Origin of the sequence: Stenotrophomonas rhizophila (assembly GCF_000661955.1) — a bacterium.
Classification (GTDB): domain Bacteria; phylum Pseudomonadota; class Gammaproteobacteria; order Xanthomonadales; family Xanthomonadaceae; genus Stenotrophomonas; species Stenotrophomonas rhizophila.
This window is the reverse complement of the sequence record NZ_CP007597.1, coordinates 41,753-57,768: the sequence shown is the minus strand read 5'-3', so window position 1 is coordinate 57,768 and position 16,016 is coordinate 41,753. Positions and strand designations below refer to the sequence as shown.

General features: G+C 65.0%; 11 protein-coding genes and 1 pseudogene. 2 read left to right on the top strand and 10 right to left on the bottom strand.

Annotated elements, in window-relative coordinates; all coding sequences use genetic code 11:
• Window positions 1-103: 103 nt before the first annotated feature.
• Both DX03_RS00215 and DX03_RS00210 read left to right on the top strand, forming a co-directional pair.
• Window positions 104-1,321 carry a glycosyltransferase gene (locus tag DX03_RS00215; protein ID WP_038685483.1) on the top strand — a complete coding sequence of 406 codons (1,218 nt, stop codon included), beginning with the start codon at window positions 104-106 and terminating at the stop codon, window positions 1,319-1,321.
• Window positions 1,322-1,496: 175 nt separating this feature from the next.
• Window positions 1,497-2,198, top strand: coding sequence for an NYN domain-containing protein (locus DX03_RS00210; RefSeq protein ID WP_038685481.1), 702 nt, complete (start codon window positions 1,497-1,499; stop codon window positions 2,196-2,198).
• Between the two features lie 42 nt (window positions 2,199-2,240).
• Here DX03_RS00210 and DX03_RS00205 read toward each other — a convergent pair.
• The 10 genes and pseudogenes from DX03_RS00205 to DX03_RS00160 all read right to left on the bottom strand — a co-directional run.
• A pseudogene (locus tag DX03_RS00205) lies at window positions 2,241-2,543 on the bottom strand (efflux RND transporter permease subunit); the annotation flags it as partial.
• A 55-nt stretch (window positions 2,544-2,598) separates the two neighbouring features.
• Window positions 2,599-5,484: a P-loop NTPase fold protein gene (locus DX03_RS00200; RefSeq protein WP_185753417.1), complete on the bottom strand. Its 2,886-nt coding sequence runs from the start codon at window positions 5,482-5,484 to the stop codon at window positions 2,599-2,601.
• A gap of 458 nt (window positions 5,485-5,942) precedes the next feature.
• Complete coding sequence (locus DX03_RS00195) at window positions 5,943-9,128, bottom strand: efflux RND transporter permease subunit (RefSeq protein ID WP_425598285.1); 3,186 nt, start codon at window positions 9,126-9,128, stop codon at window positions 5,943-5,945.
• On the bottom strand, window positions 9,118-10,110 hold the full coding sequence (locus tag DX03_RS00190) for an efflux RND transporter periplasmic adaptor subunit (RefSeq protein WP_081797102.1): 993 nt from the start codon (window positions 10,108-10,110) through the stop codon (window positions 9,118-9,120). Before DX03_RS00190 ends, DX03_RS00195 begins: the two co-directional genes overlap by 11 nt.
• Window positions 10,107-11,402 carry a TolC family protein gene (locus tag DX03_RS00185; protein WP_038685479.1) on the bottom strand — a complete coding sequence of 432 codons (1,296 nt, stop codon included), beginning with the start codon at window positions 11,400-11,402 and terminating at the stop codon, window positions 10,107-10,109. The genes DX03_RS00190 and DX03_RS00185 overlap by 4 nt, the downstream gene beginning before the upstream one ends.
• Window positions 11,403-11,458: 56 nt before the next feature.
• Window positions 11,459-11,827 (bottom strand): DUF2946 family protein, encoded by a 369-nt coding sequence (locus DX03_RS00180; protein WP_051598684.1) that lies wholly within the window; start codon window positions 11,825-11,827, stop codon window positions 11,459-11,461.
• A gap of 100 nt (window positions 11,828-11,927) precedes the next feature.
• Window positions 11,928-13,712 (bottom strand): DUF885 domain-containing protein, encoded by a 1,785-nt coding sequence (locus DX03_RS00175; protein WP_038685477.1) that lies wholly within the window; start codon window positions 13,710-13,712, stop codon window positions 11,928-11,930.
• Window positions 13,713-13,891: 179 nt separating this feature from the next.
• The gene (locus tag DX03_RS00170; RefSeq protein WP_038685475.1) at window positions 13,892-14,233 is read right to left on the bottom strand and encodes a lipid-A-disaccharide synthase N-terminal domain-containing protein; all 342 of its coding nucleotides are present in this window, start codon (window positions 14,231-14,233) and stop codon (window positions 13,892-13,894) included.
• Window positions 14,233-14,955: a glycosyltransferase family 2 protein gene (locus DX03_RS00165; protein WP_038685472.1), complete on the bottom strand. Its 723-nt coding sequence runs from the start codon at window positions 14,953-14,955 to the stop codon at window positions 14,233-14,235. The genes DX03_RS00170 and DX03_RS00165 overlap by 1 nt, the downstream gene beginning before the upstream one ends.
• Window positions 14,956-15,042: 87 nt before the next feature.
• A complete protein-coding gene (locus tag DX03_RS00160) occupies window positions 15,043-16,008 on the bottom strand; it encodes an NAD-dependent epimerase/dehydratase family protein (protein WP_038685470.1) in 966 nt (321 codons plus the stop codon).
• Window positions 16,009-16,016: the final 8 nt, after the last annotated feature.

Genomic DNA, 16,016 nt, shown 5'->3' with positions numbered 1-16,016 from the left:
CCACAGGGGCATGGCGCCCCCGGTGCCGGCCCGATCCGCGATGTTCGCATAGCCACCCGAGGGCGACGGCGATACTGGCCGCCCTTTTCCCCTGGACCCCTCGATGCGGCTGCTGGCACTTACCTACGGCACCGAAGGCGACACCCGCCCGCTGGTCATGCTCTGCCACGGCCTGATGGCCGCCGGACACGAGGTGATGCTGCTGGCCGAGGGCGGCACCCTGGGCAGCGCGCGCGCCTTGGGCGTGCCGCACGCCGCGCTGGAGGGCGACATCCACGACGAGGTGGTGGCGCTGGTGTCGCGCGGCAACAACACGCTGGCCGCCTCGCGCGGACTGGCCCGGATGGCGCGCCGGCACGTGCCGGCGTGGACCCGGCAGGCCGATGCGGCCGCCGCCGGGTGCGATGCGGTGCTGACCGGTGGGTTGGCCGCCTTCGTGGGCATGACCGTGGCCGAGCGGCATGGCCTGCCCGCGATCGGGCTGGGCATGATCCCGCTGACGCCCACCGCCGCCTTCCCGTCCCCGTTCCTGCCCCGGCTGCCCCTGCCCGGTGCGCTGAACCGGCTCAGCTACGGGCTGGTCAACCAGGCGGTCTGGCGCACCTTCCGGCAGCCGATCAACCAGGCCCGGCACGCGCTGGGCATGCCACCGCGACGCAGCCTCTGGCGCGATCTGCCGATGCTCTACGGCATCTCGCCCAGCCTGCTGCCGCAACCGGCGGACTGGCCCGCCAACCATCGCATCTGCGGCCAGTGGCGCCTGCCGGACAGCCCGTGGCAACCGCCACCGGACCTGCAGGCCTTCCTCGATGCCGGTCCCGCCCCGGTGTACCTGGGCTTTGGCAGCATGACCGGCTTTGATCGCGACCGCGTGCTGCCGGCGCTGCTGGGCGCACTGGCGCCCCGCCGGGTGCTGCTGTTCCCTGGCTGGGCGGGGCTGCCCAGCATGCCCCTGCCCGCGCACGTGTTCGTGATCGGGCCAACCCCGCACGAGGCGCTGTTCCCGCGCTGCGCGCTGGTGATCCACCACGGCGGCAGCGGCACCACGCATTCGGCCTGCCGGGCCGGGGTGCCATCGCTGGTGATGCCATTCGCGGCCGACCAGTTTTTCTGGGCGGCGCGCTTGCAGGCGTTGGGCGTGGCGCCGGCGGCGTTGTCGCCGAAGCGGTTGGATGCCAACACGCTGGCGCGGGCCATTGGCTTCGTCGAACACGCCGGAACGCGTGAACGGGCTGCTGCTCTGGGAAGGGCGATGGGTATGGAAACTGGCGTGGCCAAAGCAGCCGATCTGATCCAGCAATGGCTGGCAGGAAATCGATAAACGCCAAGTGGATGAAGCGGCCTCAAGGTGTGACCCCGTCATTTGACCGCCATGGCAACAGACTGTTGTAATGGCCCCACGACCCCGCCCTCGCCGTCGTCATTCAGTTGGCTAAACGGCCTGGGACGAAAAAACCGCCGAAAGGCGGTTTTTTCATGCCCGAAGGAACGTGCGCATGACTGAAACCACCGCCGTCTACGTGGATGGCTACAACTTTTACTATGGTCGGATCCGCGGGACGCCCTACAAGTGGATCGATATTGTCAGGCTGTTCGAACGCCTGGTGCATGAGCAGACGCCGTCGTCACAGTTGACGTTGGTCAGGTACTTCAGCGCGTTTTGCCTCGCCCGCTTTTCTACCCACGGCAATGCGTCCACGATCGCGCAGGACAGCTTTCTACGTGGGCACGAAATACGTCACGGAACCCGTTTCCAGAAGACAATGGGAACCCACACGCATGATCGCAGCGGTACGAAGATGCCGCGATATGTCGATGGGCAGCCCTTCAACCGAGCCGATAGGGTGAGGGTCTGGAAGCTCGAGGAAAAACAGACGGATGTGAACATTGCGCTGGCGATGTACCGCGATGCGGCATCAGGACGATTCTCACAGCTGGTGGTGTGTTCCAACGACAGTGATGTGGAACCGGTGCTACGCGCCATCAGAGAGGACTTTCCGGGTATCCGCCTTGGAGTGATCACCCCAAGGCGGCCTCCCGAGGAAGGTGCGGTTGCCCACCGCAACATGATGTCCTCCCTGTCAGCGAATGCGGATTGGGCGCGCAGCCATATCCACGATGAAGAGTTGGCGAGCTGCCAGTTGCCTCACCGGATCCAGACCGGGAAGAAGCCCATCGACAAGCCAGCGCATTGGTGAGGCAGCCAGGTCCGCGCGTGGCATCACGTGCGGACCCATCCTTCATGCCACGTCAGGCCCCTTCCGGTGCAACCACCGATACAACACAGGCAGCACCAGCAACGTCAGCAGCGTGGACGACACGATGCCGCCGATCACCACCGTGGCCAGCGGGCGTTGCACTTCCGAACCGGCGCCCACGTTGAAGGCCATCGGCACGAAGCCCAGCGAGGCCACCAGTGCGGTCATCAGCACCGGGCGCAGCCGGCCCAGTGCGCCGTCGCGCACGGCATCGGCCAACGGCAAGCCGTTACCGCGCAGGCTGCGCAAGAAGCTGATCATCACCAGGCTGTTGAGTACCGCTACGGGGGTGCCGCAACCTTATTGAACATAGCCTCCAACGCCAAACGTCTCATTGCTGCTATTCAGCGGGGAGGTCTAGGCCGAGGGCAGACTCGTCCTCGGCCGACTCGATAGGATCGCACTTATCCAAGACATCCCAAACCCCCAAGAGATCGGATTGGTACGTTGCCGAGTAATTAGCAGTAACGACCTTTCGATTAAGCAGCTCAAGCCCGGAAGCTCTGTATTCATGACCGTATTCGCGCCAGAAATCCCTGAAAGCTTGAGGATCCAATCCCTGTTCCAGGGACTGTCTCGTGGGACCCGGTCCTGAATCATCGAAGTAGTCCCGAGAGAAGTTCGCTAAGCAATAATCGGCAAACGCCAACCTGTTCGCTTCACTCGTTGGCACAAAGCAGCCTGCGAATAGGTAACCGTTCATGACCCGCGAGATGCCACAGTCATCTTCTGAACCTGCCTCGTCGAAATAGCCGCACCCGACCCCGCTCCCCGTTGGAGCCAAGGTGTTCGTCAGCTGGTAGGCGATGAACCCTTTACCAAATGAGTCTTCGACCACCACCTCTTGCGTCGCTGGATCAACCGACGTGTCAGCTGCCACTGGCTCCATTAGGTTCAGCCCTTGATCGATGTATCTTGCCTTGAAGATACCGAATGCAATCTGCGAGAGCTGACGGACGCCCTCCACCACTACACTATTGCGAATGGAAGGCAAGCGGTTTCTCAAATGACTCGGAACCAGTGCCAAATGTATATTGCGAAGTTGATTACCTCGATCTGCACAACAGAGCAATCGGAATAGCAACATGTCATGTATGCCAAGAATCCCGCGATCAGGTGACGCAAGGGCTCTAAATAATCCCTCACCTTCACCTTCACCAAGGATCAGAGCCCTAATGCTCTCGGCTCTCGACGTCTCGGCCGCGTCTCCTTGAATGATGTCGCCAAACGCGGAGTTGATGATTATTGCGAGCGAGTAGACTGCCGATGACCTCGGAGAAGTGCCGGTGATTATTTTGGACTCATAGGATGGCAAAAGCCGAACAATGGTAGAAATCGCCTCGACTAACTTGGCTTGATCAAAACTCTTCGCCGACGCCGCGAGCGCTCCCCAGAACTTGGCGTGAGCTCCGCTATTCTCCTTCAAGACTGTATCGTCCAGCACCTCCTTGAAGATCTCGCCAGATCGAGCTCTGGCGAGCAGTCCCTCGTAAAGTGCTTCTGTTTGCAATGGATCCGGAACAACTGATCGTACGATGAGCCTAAGATAGGCAGAGAGATTGCGCCGACCAAAGGAGTTGAAGCAAGCAAGCGTATTAATCTGCTCTCTACTTGGCCTTTGATTAATAAGGTCACGCGCACCCACCTCAAATAGCTGCGCGACAAGATATCGCTGCGCAGGCTCGATTCGATCCAAATAGACCGCCAGGCCCGGATCGTTCTCATAGCCCTGACCTCCATGGCCCGTCACGGGCCGCAGAGAGAACATTCCAAGCCTGTTCTCACCCTCACTGGCGTATATATCTCTAAATATACCCGGATAGATAAGATAGAGGAGCAGAAGATGCACCAAATCACGACGGTCAAAGTCTGTTTGATTGAGCTCAACGAACTCCATTTCCATTAAAAGCATTGCATTGATTAGACGCTTGATCTTTCTAATGTTCCCCATCAGGCCAACGTACTGCCCTCCAGAGCTCCCTTCCAAGATGCTTGCAAGTTCGGAGAGGATGGATTGCAGACCAAACACTCTAGTGGACTGTCGGGACTGACCCTGCGGTAACGATGTTTTCCATCCTTCTCTAAGAAAACTGCCCAATGCCTCAAGATCGACAAAGAGTGAGATCTTTGCGTTGACAAACTTCTCCATGTACTCGCGTGTCTCTTCATTTCCCGAGCGGGAGACAAGACGTTCTGTATCGTATACGAGCACGTACGTCACATTCCTCGCTGGCATTGATCGCCTGATCATGAATAGAACGCGCTTTACCGTCTCGTGATCAATCCTGTCTAGGTCGTCGATCACCACGATTACCCGCTTCCCAACCCTTTCAAGAGACTGGCTGACATCCGAAACGATCTCGTCGATTGTACTTCCGTCGGGATCAACCGACAGTTTCAAACCTGGAAATGAGATCGAAGGATCCGCCTTGAGAATACGCGCGTACCTCGATGCCAATGGACGAAGCTCCGGAGCGAAGAACCTGGAACGAAGTTCACCTGATAGCTCCTGAATAAATGACCTAACCAGGTCTTTCTCCGCCGCATACTTTAGCGGCTCGAAGCGGAAGACGATCACCCTCTCATTCGCTTCCCATGTTCGCTGGGCAAAGTTCACAAATGTGCTCTTTCCAATCCCCCATGGTCCATCAACACCAAATACGATCGCACCTCTGGCGCTTTCTGTTGCAACGATTGATGCAAATTTGTCGGCGAGACCACGACTGTTCAGCAGGTCTAGATCCGCGTCTTCAATCTCTTCATCGGACAGAAATGCGAAGCCCTCTTGGGCCTCCACAACTCCAATGGTTCGATCTCCTCTTAAAAGCGATGCTCCCATCGACACACTTAGAATCACCAGAATCAGTGAGGTCAGAGTATGGTCAACACGAAGGAGAAGCTTCTCTAAACCAGTGTATGGAACGATGACCAGAGTCACTCCTGCTCCAACCCCCATAGCAAGGAAGAGATCCATGCGACCTGACTTCACTATAGTCCGAACGTATTTCGCGGGATTCCGTTCCAGCACATAGGTCATGGTGATGAGTGTTAAAGAGGTCACCAAAATAGTTGCGAGCACGGTGCACTCATCGAAAAAGCCCAGCCATAGCCCACTGCCAAGAACGAAAGAAGATTGAGCTACCAGTTGAAGTAACGCTCCCGAAAGCACCATCTTTGCGGTGACCTCGAAATCCATCCTCCTTGAAGATCTAGTTCGCAAGTTCATTTGCATTTCTTTGTGGTAGGTCACAAGTGCGAACTATGACAACTGAGGGCATCGCGTTCAACAGCGAATCCATCGGTGACGAGGAAATTGGGATGCGTAGCCCATCCGTTGTCATTTCGCCCCTGAAATATTTGGGACGAAGTGGCTAACGGACGTGTAGGGCCACATGGATCGCCTGCTTTTGAATAGGTCAGGGTGCAAGCAAGCGCTTTAGATCAGTACCGGGAATGGGATGGAGATGCGACAGAGGTGGAGTCGCCTAAGTTTTGAGGTTTTGGCGGAATTGTCATGGTCAAGACACATTGATTGACGGGGCGGGGGGCGAACTTCTTGTGAGATGTTGCACTCCTCGGGTCAGCGAACATGGTCCGCTCAACGGGGATGCAGTAAATGGCACCTAAGATTTAGCGCGTGCCGGGCCACACCGAGCACGCCCTAGAATTGAACACTAGCTGGCGTCAGCTCTTCCGATGCAACCACCGATACAACACCGGCAGCACCAGCAACGTCAGCAGCGTGGACGACACGATGCCGCCGATCACCACCGTGGCCAGCGGGCGTTGCACTTCCGAACCGGCGCCCACGTTGAAGGCCATCGGCACGAAGCCCAGCGAGGCCACCAGTGCGGTCATCAGCACCGGGCGCAGCCGCCCCAGTGCGCCGTCGCGCACGGCATCGGCCAGCGGCAATCCGCCCTCGCGCAGGCTGCGCACGAAGCTGATCATCACCAGCCCGTTGAGTACCGCCACGCCGGACAACGCGATGAAGCCGACACCGGCCGAGATCGACAGCGGAATGCCGCGCGCGGCCAGCGCCAGCACGCCGCCGGTCAACGCCAGCGGCACGCCGCTGAACACGATCGCCGCGTCCTTGACCGACCCGAACGCCCAGAACAGCAGCGCGAAGATGATCGCCAGCGTCACCGGCACCACGATGGACAGGCGCTGGCTGGCCGAAATCAGCTGTTCGAAGCTGCCGCCGTACTCGACCCAGTACCCGTTGGGCACCTGCACGTCGCGCCCGATGGCCTGCTGCAGGTCGGTTACGAAACTGCCGAGGTCGCGGTCACGCACGTTGGCGGTGACCACGATGCGGCGCTTGCCGTTTTCGCGGTTGATCTGGTTCGGCCCCTCGCTGTTGCCCAGCGTGGCCAGCTCGCGCAGCGGCACGGTGCGGGCGCTGCCGCTGGTCCAGCTGCCAGCGCGGCTGGACTCGTCGGCATCATCGCCGGCCAGTGCCGGGGCCAGCGACACCGGCAGGTCGGCCAGTGCGGCCGGGTCCTGGCGCAGCGCTTCGGGCAGGCGCACCACGATGTCGAAGCGGCGGTCGCCTTCGAACAGCTGCCCGGCCACCTGCCCGCCCACCGCGGTAGCCACGGTGGACTGCACCTGGCCGGGATTGAGCCCGTAACCGGCCAGCGCGGTGCGGTTGGGGGTAATGGTCAGCAACGGCAACCCGCTGGTTTCCTCCACGCGCACGTCGGCCGCACCCTGCACGGTGCCCGCCACGCTGGCGATGCGCTTGCCCACGCTCAGCAGCGTGTCCAGGTCATCACCGAACAGCATCACCGCCACGTCCGCCCGCACGCCGGAAATCAGCTCGTTGGTGCGCATCTGGATCGGCTGGGTGAACTCGTAGTTGTTGCCCGGCAACTGCTCCACCGCCGCTTCCAGCTCACCCAGCAACGCCGCCCGTGACTTGCGCGGGTCCGGCCAGTCCTTGCGCGGTTTCATCATGATGAAGGTGTCGGCCACCGACGGCGGCATCGGGTCGGACGCCACTTCCGGCGTACCGATCTTGGAGAACACCTTGTCGACCTCGGCGAACTGCACCAGCCGCTTTTCGATCTGCAGCTGCATCTGGATCGACTGAGTCAGGCTGGTGCCGGGGATGCGCATGGCATGCATGGCCACGTCGCCCTCGTCCAGGTTGGGCACGAATTCGCTGCCCAGGCGCGTGGCCAGCAGGCCGCAGCCCACCACCAGCACCAGCGCGCCGCCCACCATCCAGCGCCCGCGCCGCAGCGAGAAGGCCAACAGCGGCTCATAGCGCCGGCGCACCCACGCCATCAGCCGGTTTTCCTTTTCCTGCACGCGGCCGCCGAGGAACAACGCGATGGCCGCCGGCACGAAGGTCAGCGCCAGCAGCATCGCACCGGTCAGCGCCAGCACCACGGTGATCGCCATCGGATGGAACATTTTTCCTTCCACGCCGGACAGTGCGAAGATCGGCAGGTACACCGCGGTGATGATGCCCAGCCCGAACAGGCTGGGGCGGATCACCTCGGCGGTGGCGCTGGCGGTTTCGGCGAAGCGTTCGGCGGCGGTCATGTCGCGGCCCAGCGCGTGCTGGCGTTCGCCGAAACGGCGCAGGCAGTTCTCGATGATGATCACCGCGCCGTCAACGATCAGGCCGAAGTCAAGCGCGCCCAGGCTCATCAGGTTGGCCGACACCCCACCGCGTGCCATGCCGGTCAGGGTGAACAGCATCGCCAGCGGAATCACCGCGGCGGTGATCAGCGCCGCGCGGAAATTGCCGAGCAGCGCGAACAGCACCACGATCACCAGCAGCGCACCTTCAATCAGATTCTTGGCCACGGTGTCGATGGTGCGGTCCACCAGCGCGGTGCGATCGTAGCTGGCGGTCACGGTGACGCCTTCGGGCAGGCTGGCCTGCGCCTGCTGCAGCCGTGCGGCGGCGGCCTGGGCCACGTCGCGGCTGTTGGCGCCGATCAGCATCACCACCGTGCCCATCACCACTTCGTGGCCGTTCTGGGTGGCCGCGCCACTGCGCAGCTCCGGGCCGTCCTGCACCTGCGCCACGTCGTGCACGTGGATCGGCACGCCTTCGCGCCGGGCCAGCACGATGTTGCCGATCTCCTCCAGGTTGGCCACCTGGCCGGGAATGCGCACCAGGAACTGCTGGCCGTTGCGCTCGATGTAGCCGGCGCCCACGTTCTGGTTGTTGGCTTCCACCGCCTGCGCCACGTCTTCCAGGGTGAAGCCCAGCGCACGCAGCCGGGCCGGGTCCGGGGTGATGTGCACCTGGCGCTGGAAGCCGCCGATCGTGTTGACCTCGGTCACCCCCGGCACATTGCGCAGCTGCGGGCGGATCACCCAGTCCTGCAGGGTGCGCAGGTCGGTGGCGGTGTAGGCGCTGCCATCGGGTTTGCGCGCCTTCGGATCGGCATCGATGGTGTACATGAAGATCTCACCGAGGCCGGTGGAGATCGGGCCCAGCTGCGGGTCCAGCCCCTCGGGGATCTGCGACTTCACCTGCTGCAGGCGCTCGGCCACCTGCTGGCGGGCGAAGTAGATGTCGGTGCCGTCTTCAAACACCACGGTGACCTGCGACAACCCGTAGCGCGACAGCGAGCGTGCCTGTTCCATGCGCGGCAGGCCGGCCATCACCGTTTCCACCGGGTAGGTGATGCGTTGTTCGGTTTCCAGCGGCGAGTAGCCGGGGGCCGCGGTGTTGATCTGCACCTGGACGTTGGTGATGTCCGGGGTGGCGTCGATGGGCAGCTTGGTGAAGCTCCAGATGCCAACCGCCACCAGCACCAGGGTCAGGCTCATCATCAGCCAGCGGTGGGCGATGGACGCACCGATGATGCGTTCCAGCACACCGGCGCGTTCAATGCTCATGCGACGCCCCCGCCTTGCCGATGTCGGCCTTCACCACGTAGCTCTGCTCGACCACGACCTGTTCGCCGGGCGTTACCCCGTCCAGCACTTCGACCTTGCCCGCATCGCGCGCGCCCAGGCGCACCGGGCGCGCGGTGTAGGTGTCGCCGGTGCGCACGAACACCACGTCCTTGCCGTCCATGCTCTGCAGCGCACTCAGCGGCACCACCTGCGCGGCCGGTTGGGTGGCCACCACGATGCGTGCCTTCACCGCCGCACCGGGCCGCCACAGGCCATCGTCATTGCGCAGCGTGGCGCGGGCCACGGTGCTCTGGCTGGCGGTGGCGGTGCCGGGCAGCACGCGTTCGAGCATGGTGGTCTGGCTGACTCCATCGGTCATGCGTGCCACCGTGACCGGTACACCGGCGGTGATGTGCTGGGTGTCGTTGCCGAAGATATGCAGGTCCACCCACAACGTGGACAGGTCGCCGATCTCGAACAACGGCGTGCCCTCGCCCGCCACGCCACCCACCTGGGCTTGGCGCGCCAGCACCACGCCACTGATCGGCGCGCTGACGGTGTAGGTGGTGAGGCTGAGATTGCTTTCGATGCTGGCCAGCACCTGGCCAGCCGCGACGCGGTCGCCGACGTTGGCGCGCAGCGAGCGGATCGGCCCGGGGAAGCGCGCCATCACCTGCGCCACGCGGCCATCGACGGGGGTCAGCAGGCCCTGCACGTCGTGCTCGTCGGCGATGGTGCCCGCTGCGACCGGGGCGACGCGGATGCCGGCCTGTTCGGCCATCGCAGCGGTGATGGTGGTGGTTTCCGGCGCGCTTTCGTCATGCGCGTCCTCGTCGTGCGCCGCCTCGTCGCTGTGGCCGGCCTCGCCGTGGCCCGGATCGGCCGCGGCCGGGGTGCCGGCCTCCTTCGCGCAGCCGGCCAGGGCCAGCAGGGTGAGCAGCAGGCCGGCGGTGAGCGCTGTGCGGGGGAAGAAAGTGGTCATCGGCGGTCCTCCGTGGACACGGCGGCAGTGGCGGGGGTGTCGCCGGCGGCGAGCATGCTCTGCCCGGTGAGACGCTGGATTTCGATCAGTGCGGTCTGCGCGGCGATGGCCGCGTCCAGCTGGCGCTGGCGGGCCTCGATGCGCATGGCCTGCAGCTGCGCCCATTCCATGTAGCTGATGGCACCGGCGCGCCAGGCCTTCTCGGCGGCGTTCTCGGCACGCGTGAGCTGCGGCAGCACGTCGCGCGCCATGCGCGTGACCTCCAGCCGCGAGGTCAGGTAGCGGCCATGGGCTTCGGCCAGGGTGGCGTACAGCTGCAGCGCGCGCGCATCACGTTCCACCGCGTTGAGCGCCAGTTCGGCTTCGGCGGCGCGGATCTCCGGCGCGGCGCGGGCCACGCTGCCCAGCGGCACGCTGAAGCCGGCCACGAAGGCGCTGTCACGGCTCTCACGGTTGTTGCGAACGCCCACCTGCCAGCTGACATCCGGTCGCGCGGCAGTGCGGGCCAGCTGCACCTGCGCCTCGCGGATGCGGCGCTCGCCGGCCAGCATGGCCAGTTCGGGGGTGCGCTGCAGTGTGTCGGCCAGCACGGCGAAGTCCTGCAGCGCCGGCAGCTGCATCGGGTCGCCCGTGACGACGTCGAAGCCGGGCTCGCGCTGCCGCCACATCGCCGACAACGCGGCACGCGCGGACTGGTCGGCCTGGGTGGCGCGGTCGCGGTCCAGTTCGGCCTGGGCCAGCATCGCCTGGGCGGTCAGCAGCACCGATTCGGGCGACGCACCGGCCTGCAGCCGCAGGCGCGCGGCCGCCACCGCGCGCTTGCGCTGCTCGATGTCGGTGCGGGCGATGGCCAGCCGCTGGCGGGCGTCGGTGACAGCGAGATAGCGGCGTGCCACCTCGGCCATCAGGTCCAGCCGGGCGGTTTCGCGCTGGGGAGCCAGGCTGTCCAGGTTGGCCTGGGCCACGGCACGGCGGGCGTCCAGCTTGCCGCCGCGTTCGAGCATGCCGGCCAGGGTGACGGTCAGCTCGGCGCTGCGCAGGCCGCTGGCATCGCCGCTGCCCAGCACGTTCTCAAGGTCCACGCCCACGGTCAGTGGCGGGCGCAGGCCGGCCGCGTCACGGCGCGCTTCCCAGATCGGGCGTTGCGCCTCGGCCAGGCGAAGGTCGGGGTGGTACTGGGCGACGCGCGCGATGGCGTCGTCGAGGGTCAACGGGTCAGGCGTTTTCGTGCCCTGCGCATACACGCACGGCACGAACGCGAGGACAGCCAAGGCTGCCAGGCGCATCCACATGGGGAATCTCCAGATAACGGTTCAGATGGACAACGGCGGCACGCGGCCGCGTGGCATCAGGACGCTATCGGGGGGCGCAGCAGGCTCTCGGGCGGTTGCGTGCGCAACTGCGCGACCAACCCGGCCGGCACGCTGTGCGCCGGCGCGGCGGGCAGGATCCACGGCAGTGACGCCATCGGCAGCACGCCGCCGTGACCGTGGCAGTGGCCGCAGTGCACCAGTGCGTGCAGCAGGTCGCCGTCGGCCGGATCGGGTTCGGCATCGCCCGGCAGCGCGGTGTCGGCCGGGGCCGCGTCGCTGTGCAGGCTGATATGGATGTCGGCCAGTGCCGACGCCGTGGCCGTGCCGAACACGCCCAGGCCCACCGCCACCAGCATCAGCAGGCGCAGCAGCAGGGACGGACGGGGGCGGGCGTGGCGGAACATGCCGGCAGGGTAGCGGGCGGCTTGCCCGTTACACAATCGCAGCGCGACGCGATGGTTCACGTTGACGGGATCGGCCGCGTGACGGCCGATCCCGTAAGGGTCAGCTGGCGGCCTTGCGCTGGGCGATATAGGCCTGGATCTGCTGCTCCAGGACCGGCAGCGGCACGGAGCCCTGCTTGAGCACGGCATCGTGGAAGGACTTCACGTCGAACCGGTCGCCCAGCTCCTGCTCGGCCTGCGCGCGCAGGCGCACGATGGCGATCTCGCCCAGCTTGTAGCTCAGCGCCTGGCCCGGCCAGGAGATGTAGCGGTCCACTTCGGTGGTCACTTCATGCTCGCTCAGCGCGGTGTGGTCGCGGAGGTAGGCGATGGCCTGCTCGCGGGTCCAGCCCTTGTGGTGCACGCCGGTGTCGATCACCAGGCGCGCGGCGCGCCACATTTCGTAGGTCAGGCGGCCGAAATCCTCGTAGGGGGTCTCGTAGATACCCATTTCCACGCCGAGCTTTTCGCAGTACAGGCCCCAGCCTTCGCCATAGGCGGAGATGTAGGCGTTGCGGCGGAACTCGGGCTGCTCGCCCTGCTCGGCCGCCAGTGCACCCTGCAGCGCATGGCCGGGGTCGGATTCGTGCAGGGTCAGGGCCGGCAGGTTGTACAGCGGGCGGGCCGGCAGGTTGTAGGTGTTGAGCCAGTAGGTGCCCATGCCGCCGCGACCGGCGGTCCAGAACGGGGCGATGTCCGGCGGCACCGGCACGATGGTGAAGCGTGCGCGCGGCAGGGTCATGTACTTGCCGATCACCCCGTCCACGCGCTTGGAGATCCACGCGGCGCGGTGCAGCAGTTCGTCGGGGGTCTTGGCGTAGAACTGCGGATCGGTACGCAGGAAGGTCAGGAACTGCGCGAAGCTGCCCTTGAATTCCACCTGCTTGATGATGCCGTTCATTTCCGTCTGGATGCGCGCCACTTCCTTCAGGCCGATCTCGTGGATCTGCTGCGGGGTGAGGTCCAGCGTGGTGTATTCGTGGATCTGCTGCTTGTAGTACGCCTTGCCGTCGGGCATCGCTTCGGCGGCCAGGGTGGTGCGCGCCTGCGGCACGTACTCGCTGACGAAGAAAGTACGCAGCTTGGCGAACGCCGGCACCACGCTGCCACCGATGGCCTGCCGCGCCTGTTCCTGCAGCTGCGCCTGCTCGGCCGCGGGGATGCTGGCGGGCAGCTTCTTGAAGGGCGCGTACAGCGGCGAGGCGGTCGGGTCCTTCAGTTCGGACACGGTGGCGATGGACACTTCGCGCCCGTCCAGCACCGCGCGCGGCACGCTGAAGCCACGCTTGAGCCCGGCCCGCATGTTGTCGGTCTGCTGGTCGAAGTAGCGCGGCACGTCGTTGAGGCGGGCGATGTAGTTGCGGTAGTCCTTGGCGGTCTTCATCTCGCGGCGCGCCATGAAGGACAGGTTGGACCAGAACGAGGAGTCGGCGTTGAACGGCATTTCATAGCCGCGCAGGCGCACCTCGGCGGCCAGGTTGAAGACCTGGTCGCGGTAGATGGCGAAGTTGATCTGGTTGTCGGCCGAGAGCGCCTTCGGGTCGATCCTGCCGAGCTTGGCCAGCACCTCGTCCCAGACCTTCAGCCGGGCCTGCTGGGCCGCCGCGCCCACGTCGGGCATGCGGGTGGCGTTGGCCGGGCCGTCGCCGTCTTCGCTGGCTTCACCACCGCCGTCCTGGCGCCACTTCCATTCGGTTTCGTAGATGCTGCGGAACTGCGCATCGGCGGGGCTTTCCGCCGCCAGGCTGGCCGGTGCGGCCGCCGGTGCAGCGGGCGGGGCGGCCAGAACGGCGCCGGCAGGAAGGGCCAGGGCGAGCAGCAGCGCGGTGACGAGGGGCGATTTCACGATCAGCGGTTCCCGGTGGACGGCAAACCCCGATCATGGCACCCGGCGAAGGCCCCGCGCATGGATCAAAGGTCCTGCCCGCTTCGCGGGGCAGGACCGGGGCGCGCGGTCGGCACCTACCGGGAATCGCGGATCCGGACGGACCGGTAGCCACCGACCGTTGGTCGGTGGGCCCATCCTCAATGTGGTGCCTTGTCCCGCTTCCACCCACGGTGGGCGATATCCAGCTTCAGGCTGTACAGCGCGGTGAACGCCGGGAACAGGTTCTGCAGTACGCCCACCGAGTCCTGCTTGGCCGAGAACAGGAAGTAGCTCAGCGTCATCAGGCTGCCGACCACGCTCATGTACCAGAACAGCCGCGGGATCACCGGCTTGCCCGCACGCCGGGAGGCCACGAACTGGACCAGCCAGCGGCCGCCGAACATCAGCGCGCCGGTGTAGCCGATCAGCTTCCAGCCGGTCACGTGCAGGCCGGTCCAGTACAGCCAGGTCAACGGTTGGTCGAGCCAGTGCAGCTCCATCAGCGTTCTTCCACGGCGGTGCGCTTGCTGCGCGTGATCAGCCAGGCCACCCCGCGCAGGTCGCGGATGCCGACCAGCGCGCGGCCCAGGTTGGTGTACTTGGACACCCCGGCGGTTCGGTGACGGTGGTTGACCGGCACGCTGAGGGTTTTCCAGCCGGCGCGCTGCATCAGCGCCGGCAGATAACGGTGCATGTGGTCGAAGTACGGCAGGTCCAGGAACGCCTCGCGCTCGAACAGCTTGATGCCGCAGCCGGTGTCGGGGGTGTCGTCGCGCAGCATGCGCGCGCGGATGGCATTGGCCCACTTGCTGGCCCAGCGCTTGCTGCCCGAATCCTGGCGGTGCACCCGCCAGCCGGCGAACAGCTTCACCTGCGGCGCAGCCGCGGCACGCGCGGCCAGCAGCTTGGGAATATCGGCCGGGTCGTTCTGGCCATCGCCGTCCAGCGTGGCGATCCAGGGCGCGCGCGCCTGCTTGACGCCGGTGCGCACCGCCGTGCTCTGCCCGCTCTGGCTGACATGGTGCAGCACCCGCAGCTCGGGGTGGACGGCCTTGAGCCCCTGCAGCACCGCCAGGGTGTCATCGCGCGAGTGGTCGTCGACGTAGACGATCTCAAACACCACCTGCCCACGCAGCGCGGCGGTGATCTCCTCGATCAGGGGGGTCACGTTGTCGCGTTCATTGAACACGGGAACAACAACCGACAGCTGGGGTTGGCTCATGGTCGGGCTCTGCGGAGGGCCAGGATCGAAAACGAGCGCGCATTTTCCGCACCCGAGGTTATCCGAAGATGAATCCGCAGATGTGTGTCAGGCGTGATTACCGAAATAATCGCGGCACCAGGCCACCACCGGGGGCAGGCCCTGCTCGATCGGCGTGGCCGGTTCATAGCCGAATGCGTCACGGGCGCGCGTGGTATCGGCCATGGTGCGCACCATGTCGCCGGGTTGCATCGGCTTGTACACCTTGTGCGCCGGGCGTCCGGCCGCCGCTTCGATGACCCCGATGAAGTGCTCGAGTTCGATCGGCGTGTGGTTGCCCAGGTTGAAGACACGGTGCGGGACATCCTCGCTGGACGGATGCGCCAGCGCGCCGAGGATACCGGCCACGATGTCGGAAACATGTGTGAAATCGCGCTGCATTCTTCCGTCGTTGAACACGTCGATCGGGCGCCCGGCCAGCACCGCGCGCGAGAACAGCAGCGGTGCCATGTCCGGCCGGCCCCAGGGGCCGTACACGGTGAAGAAGCGCAGGCCGGTGGCGCGCAGGCTGTACAGCTGCGCGTAGGTGTAGGCCATCAGCTCGTTGGCGGCCTTGGTGGCCGCGTACAGCGAGCGCGGCTTGTCGATGCGCTGGTCTTCGGAGAACGGCGGGGTGGCCGAATCGCCGTACACCGAACTGCTGGACGCATACACCAGGTGCGCCACGCCACGGTGGCGGCACAGCTCAAGCATGTTGACGAAGCCGACCAGGTTGCTGTCCACGTAGGCGTGCGGGTTCTCGATCGAGTAACGCACGCCCGCCTGCGCGGCCAGGTGGATCACCCGGGTCGGGGCGACCTCGTCGAACAGCGCGGCCAGGCCGTCGCGGTCGGTCAGGTCGAGCACGCGGATATCGGCGTCCGGGCAAAGCGCGGCCACGCGGTCGCGCTTGATCTGCGGATCGTAGTAATCGTTGTAGTTGTCCAGCCCGACCACCGTTTCACCGGCATCGAGCAGCGCGCGGACCGTGTTGGCCCCAATGAAGCCGGCAGCGCCGGTGACGAGGATGGTCATCGCAGTAA

Coding starts and splice junctions, on each gene's coding strand:
- DX03_RS00190 (WP_081797102.1), bottom strand. CDS start 10,110: ATGACCACTTTCTTCCCCCGCACAGCGCTCACCGCCGGCCTGCTGCTC.
- DX03_RS00195 (WP_425598285.1), bottom strand. CDS start 9,128: ATGAGCATTGAACGCGCCGGTGTGCTGGAACGCATCATCGGTGCGTCC.
- DX03_RS00215 (WP_038685483.1), top strand. CDS start 104: ATGCGGCTGCTGGCACTTACCTACGGCACCGAAGGCGACACCCGCCCG.
- DX03_RS00160 (WP_038685470.1), bottom strand. CDS start 16,008: ATGACCATCCTCGTCACCGGCGCTGCCGGCTTCATTGGGGCCAACACG.
- DX03_RS00180 (WP_051598684.1), bottom strand. CDS start 11,827: ATGTTCCGCCACGCCCGCCCCCGTCCGTCCCTGCTGCTGCGCCTGCTG.
- DX03_RS00185 (WP_038685479.1), bottom strand. CDS start 11,402: ATGTGGATGCGCCTGGCAGCCTTGGCTGTCCTCGCGTTCGTGCCGTGC.
- DX03_RS00200 (WP_185753417.1), bottom strand. CDS start 5,484: ATGAACTTGCGAACTAGATCTTCAAGGAGGATGGATTTCGAGGTCACC.
- DX03_RS00165 (WP_038685472.1), bottom strand. CDS start 14,955: ATGAGCCAACCCCAGCTGTCGGTTGTTGTTCCCGTGTTCAATGAACGC.
- DX03_RS00210 (WP_038685481.1), top strand. CDS start 1,497: ATGACTGAAACCACCGCCGTCTACGTGGATGGCTACAACTTTTACTAT.
- DX03_RS00170 (WP_038685475.1), bottom strand. CDS start 14,233: ATGGAGCTGCACTGGCTCGACCAACCGTTGACCTGGCTGTACTGGACC.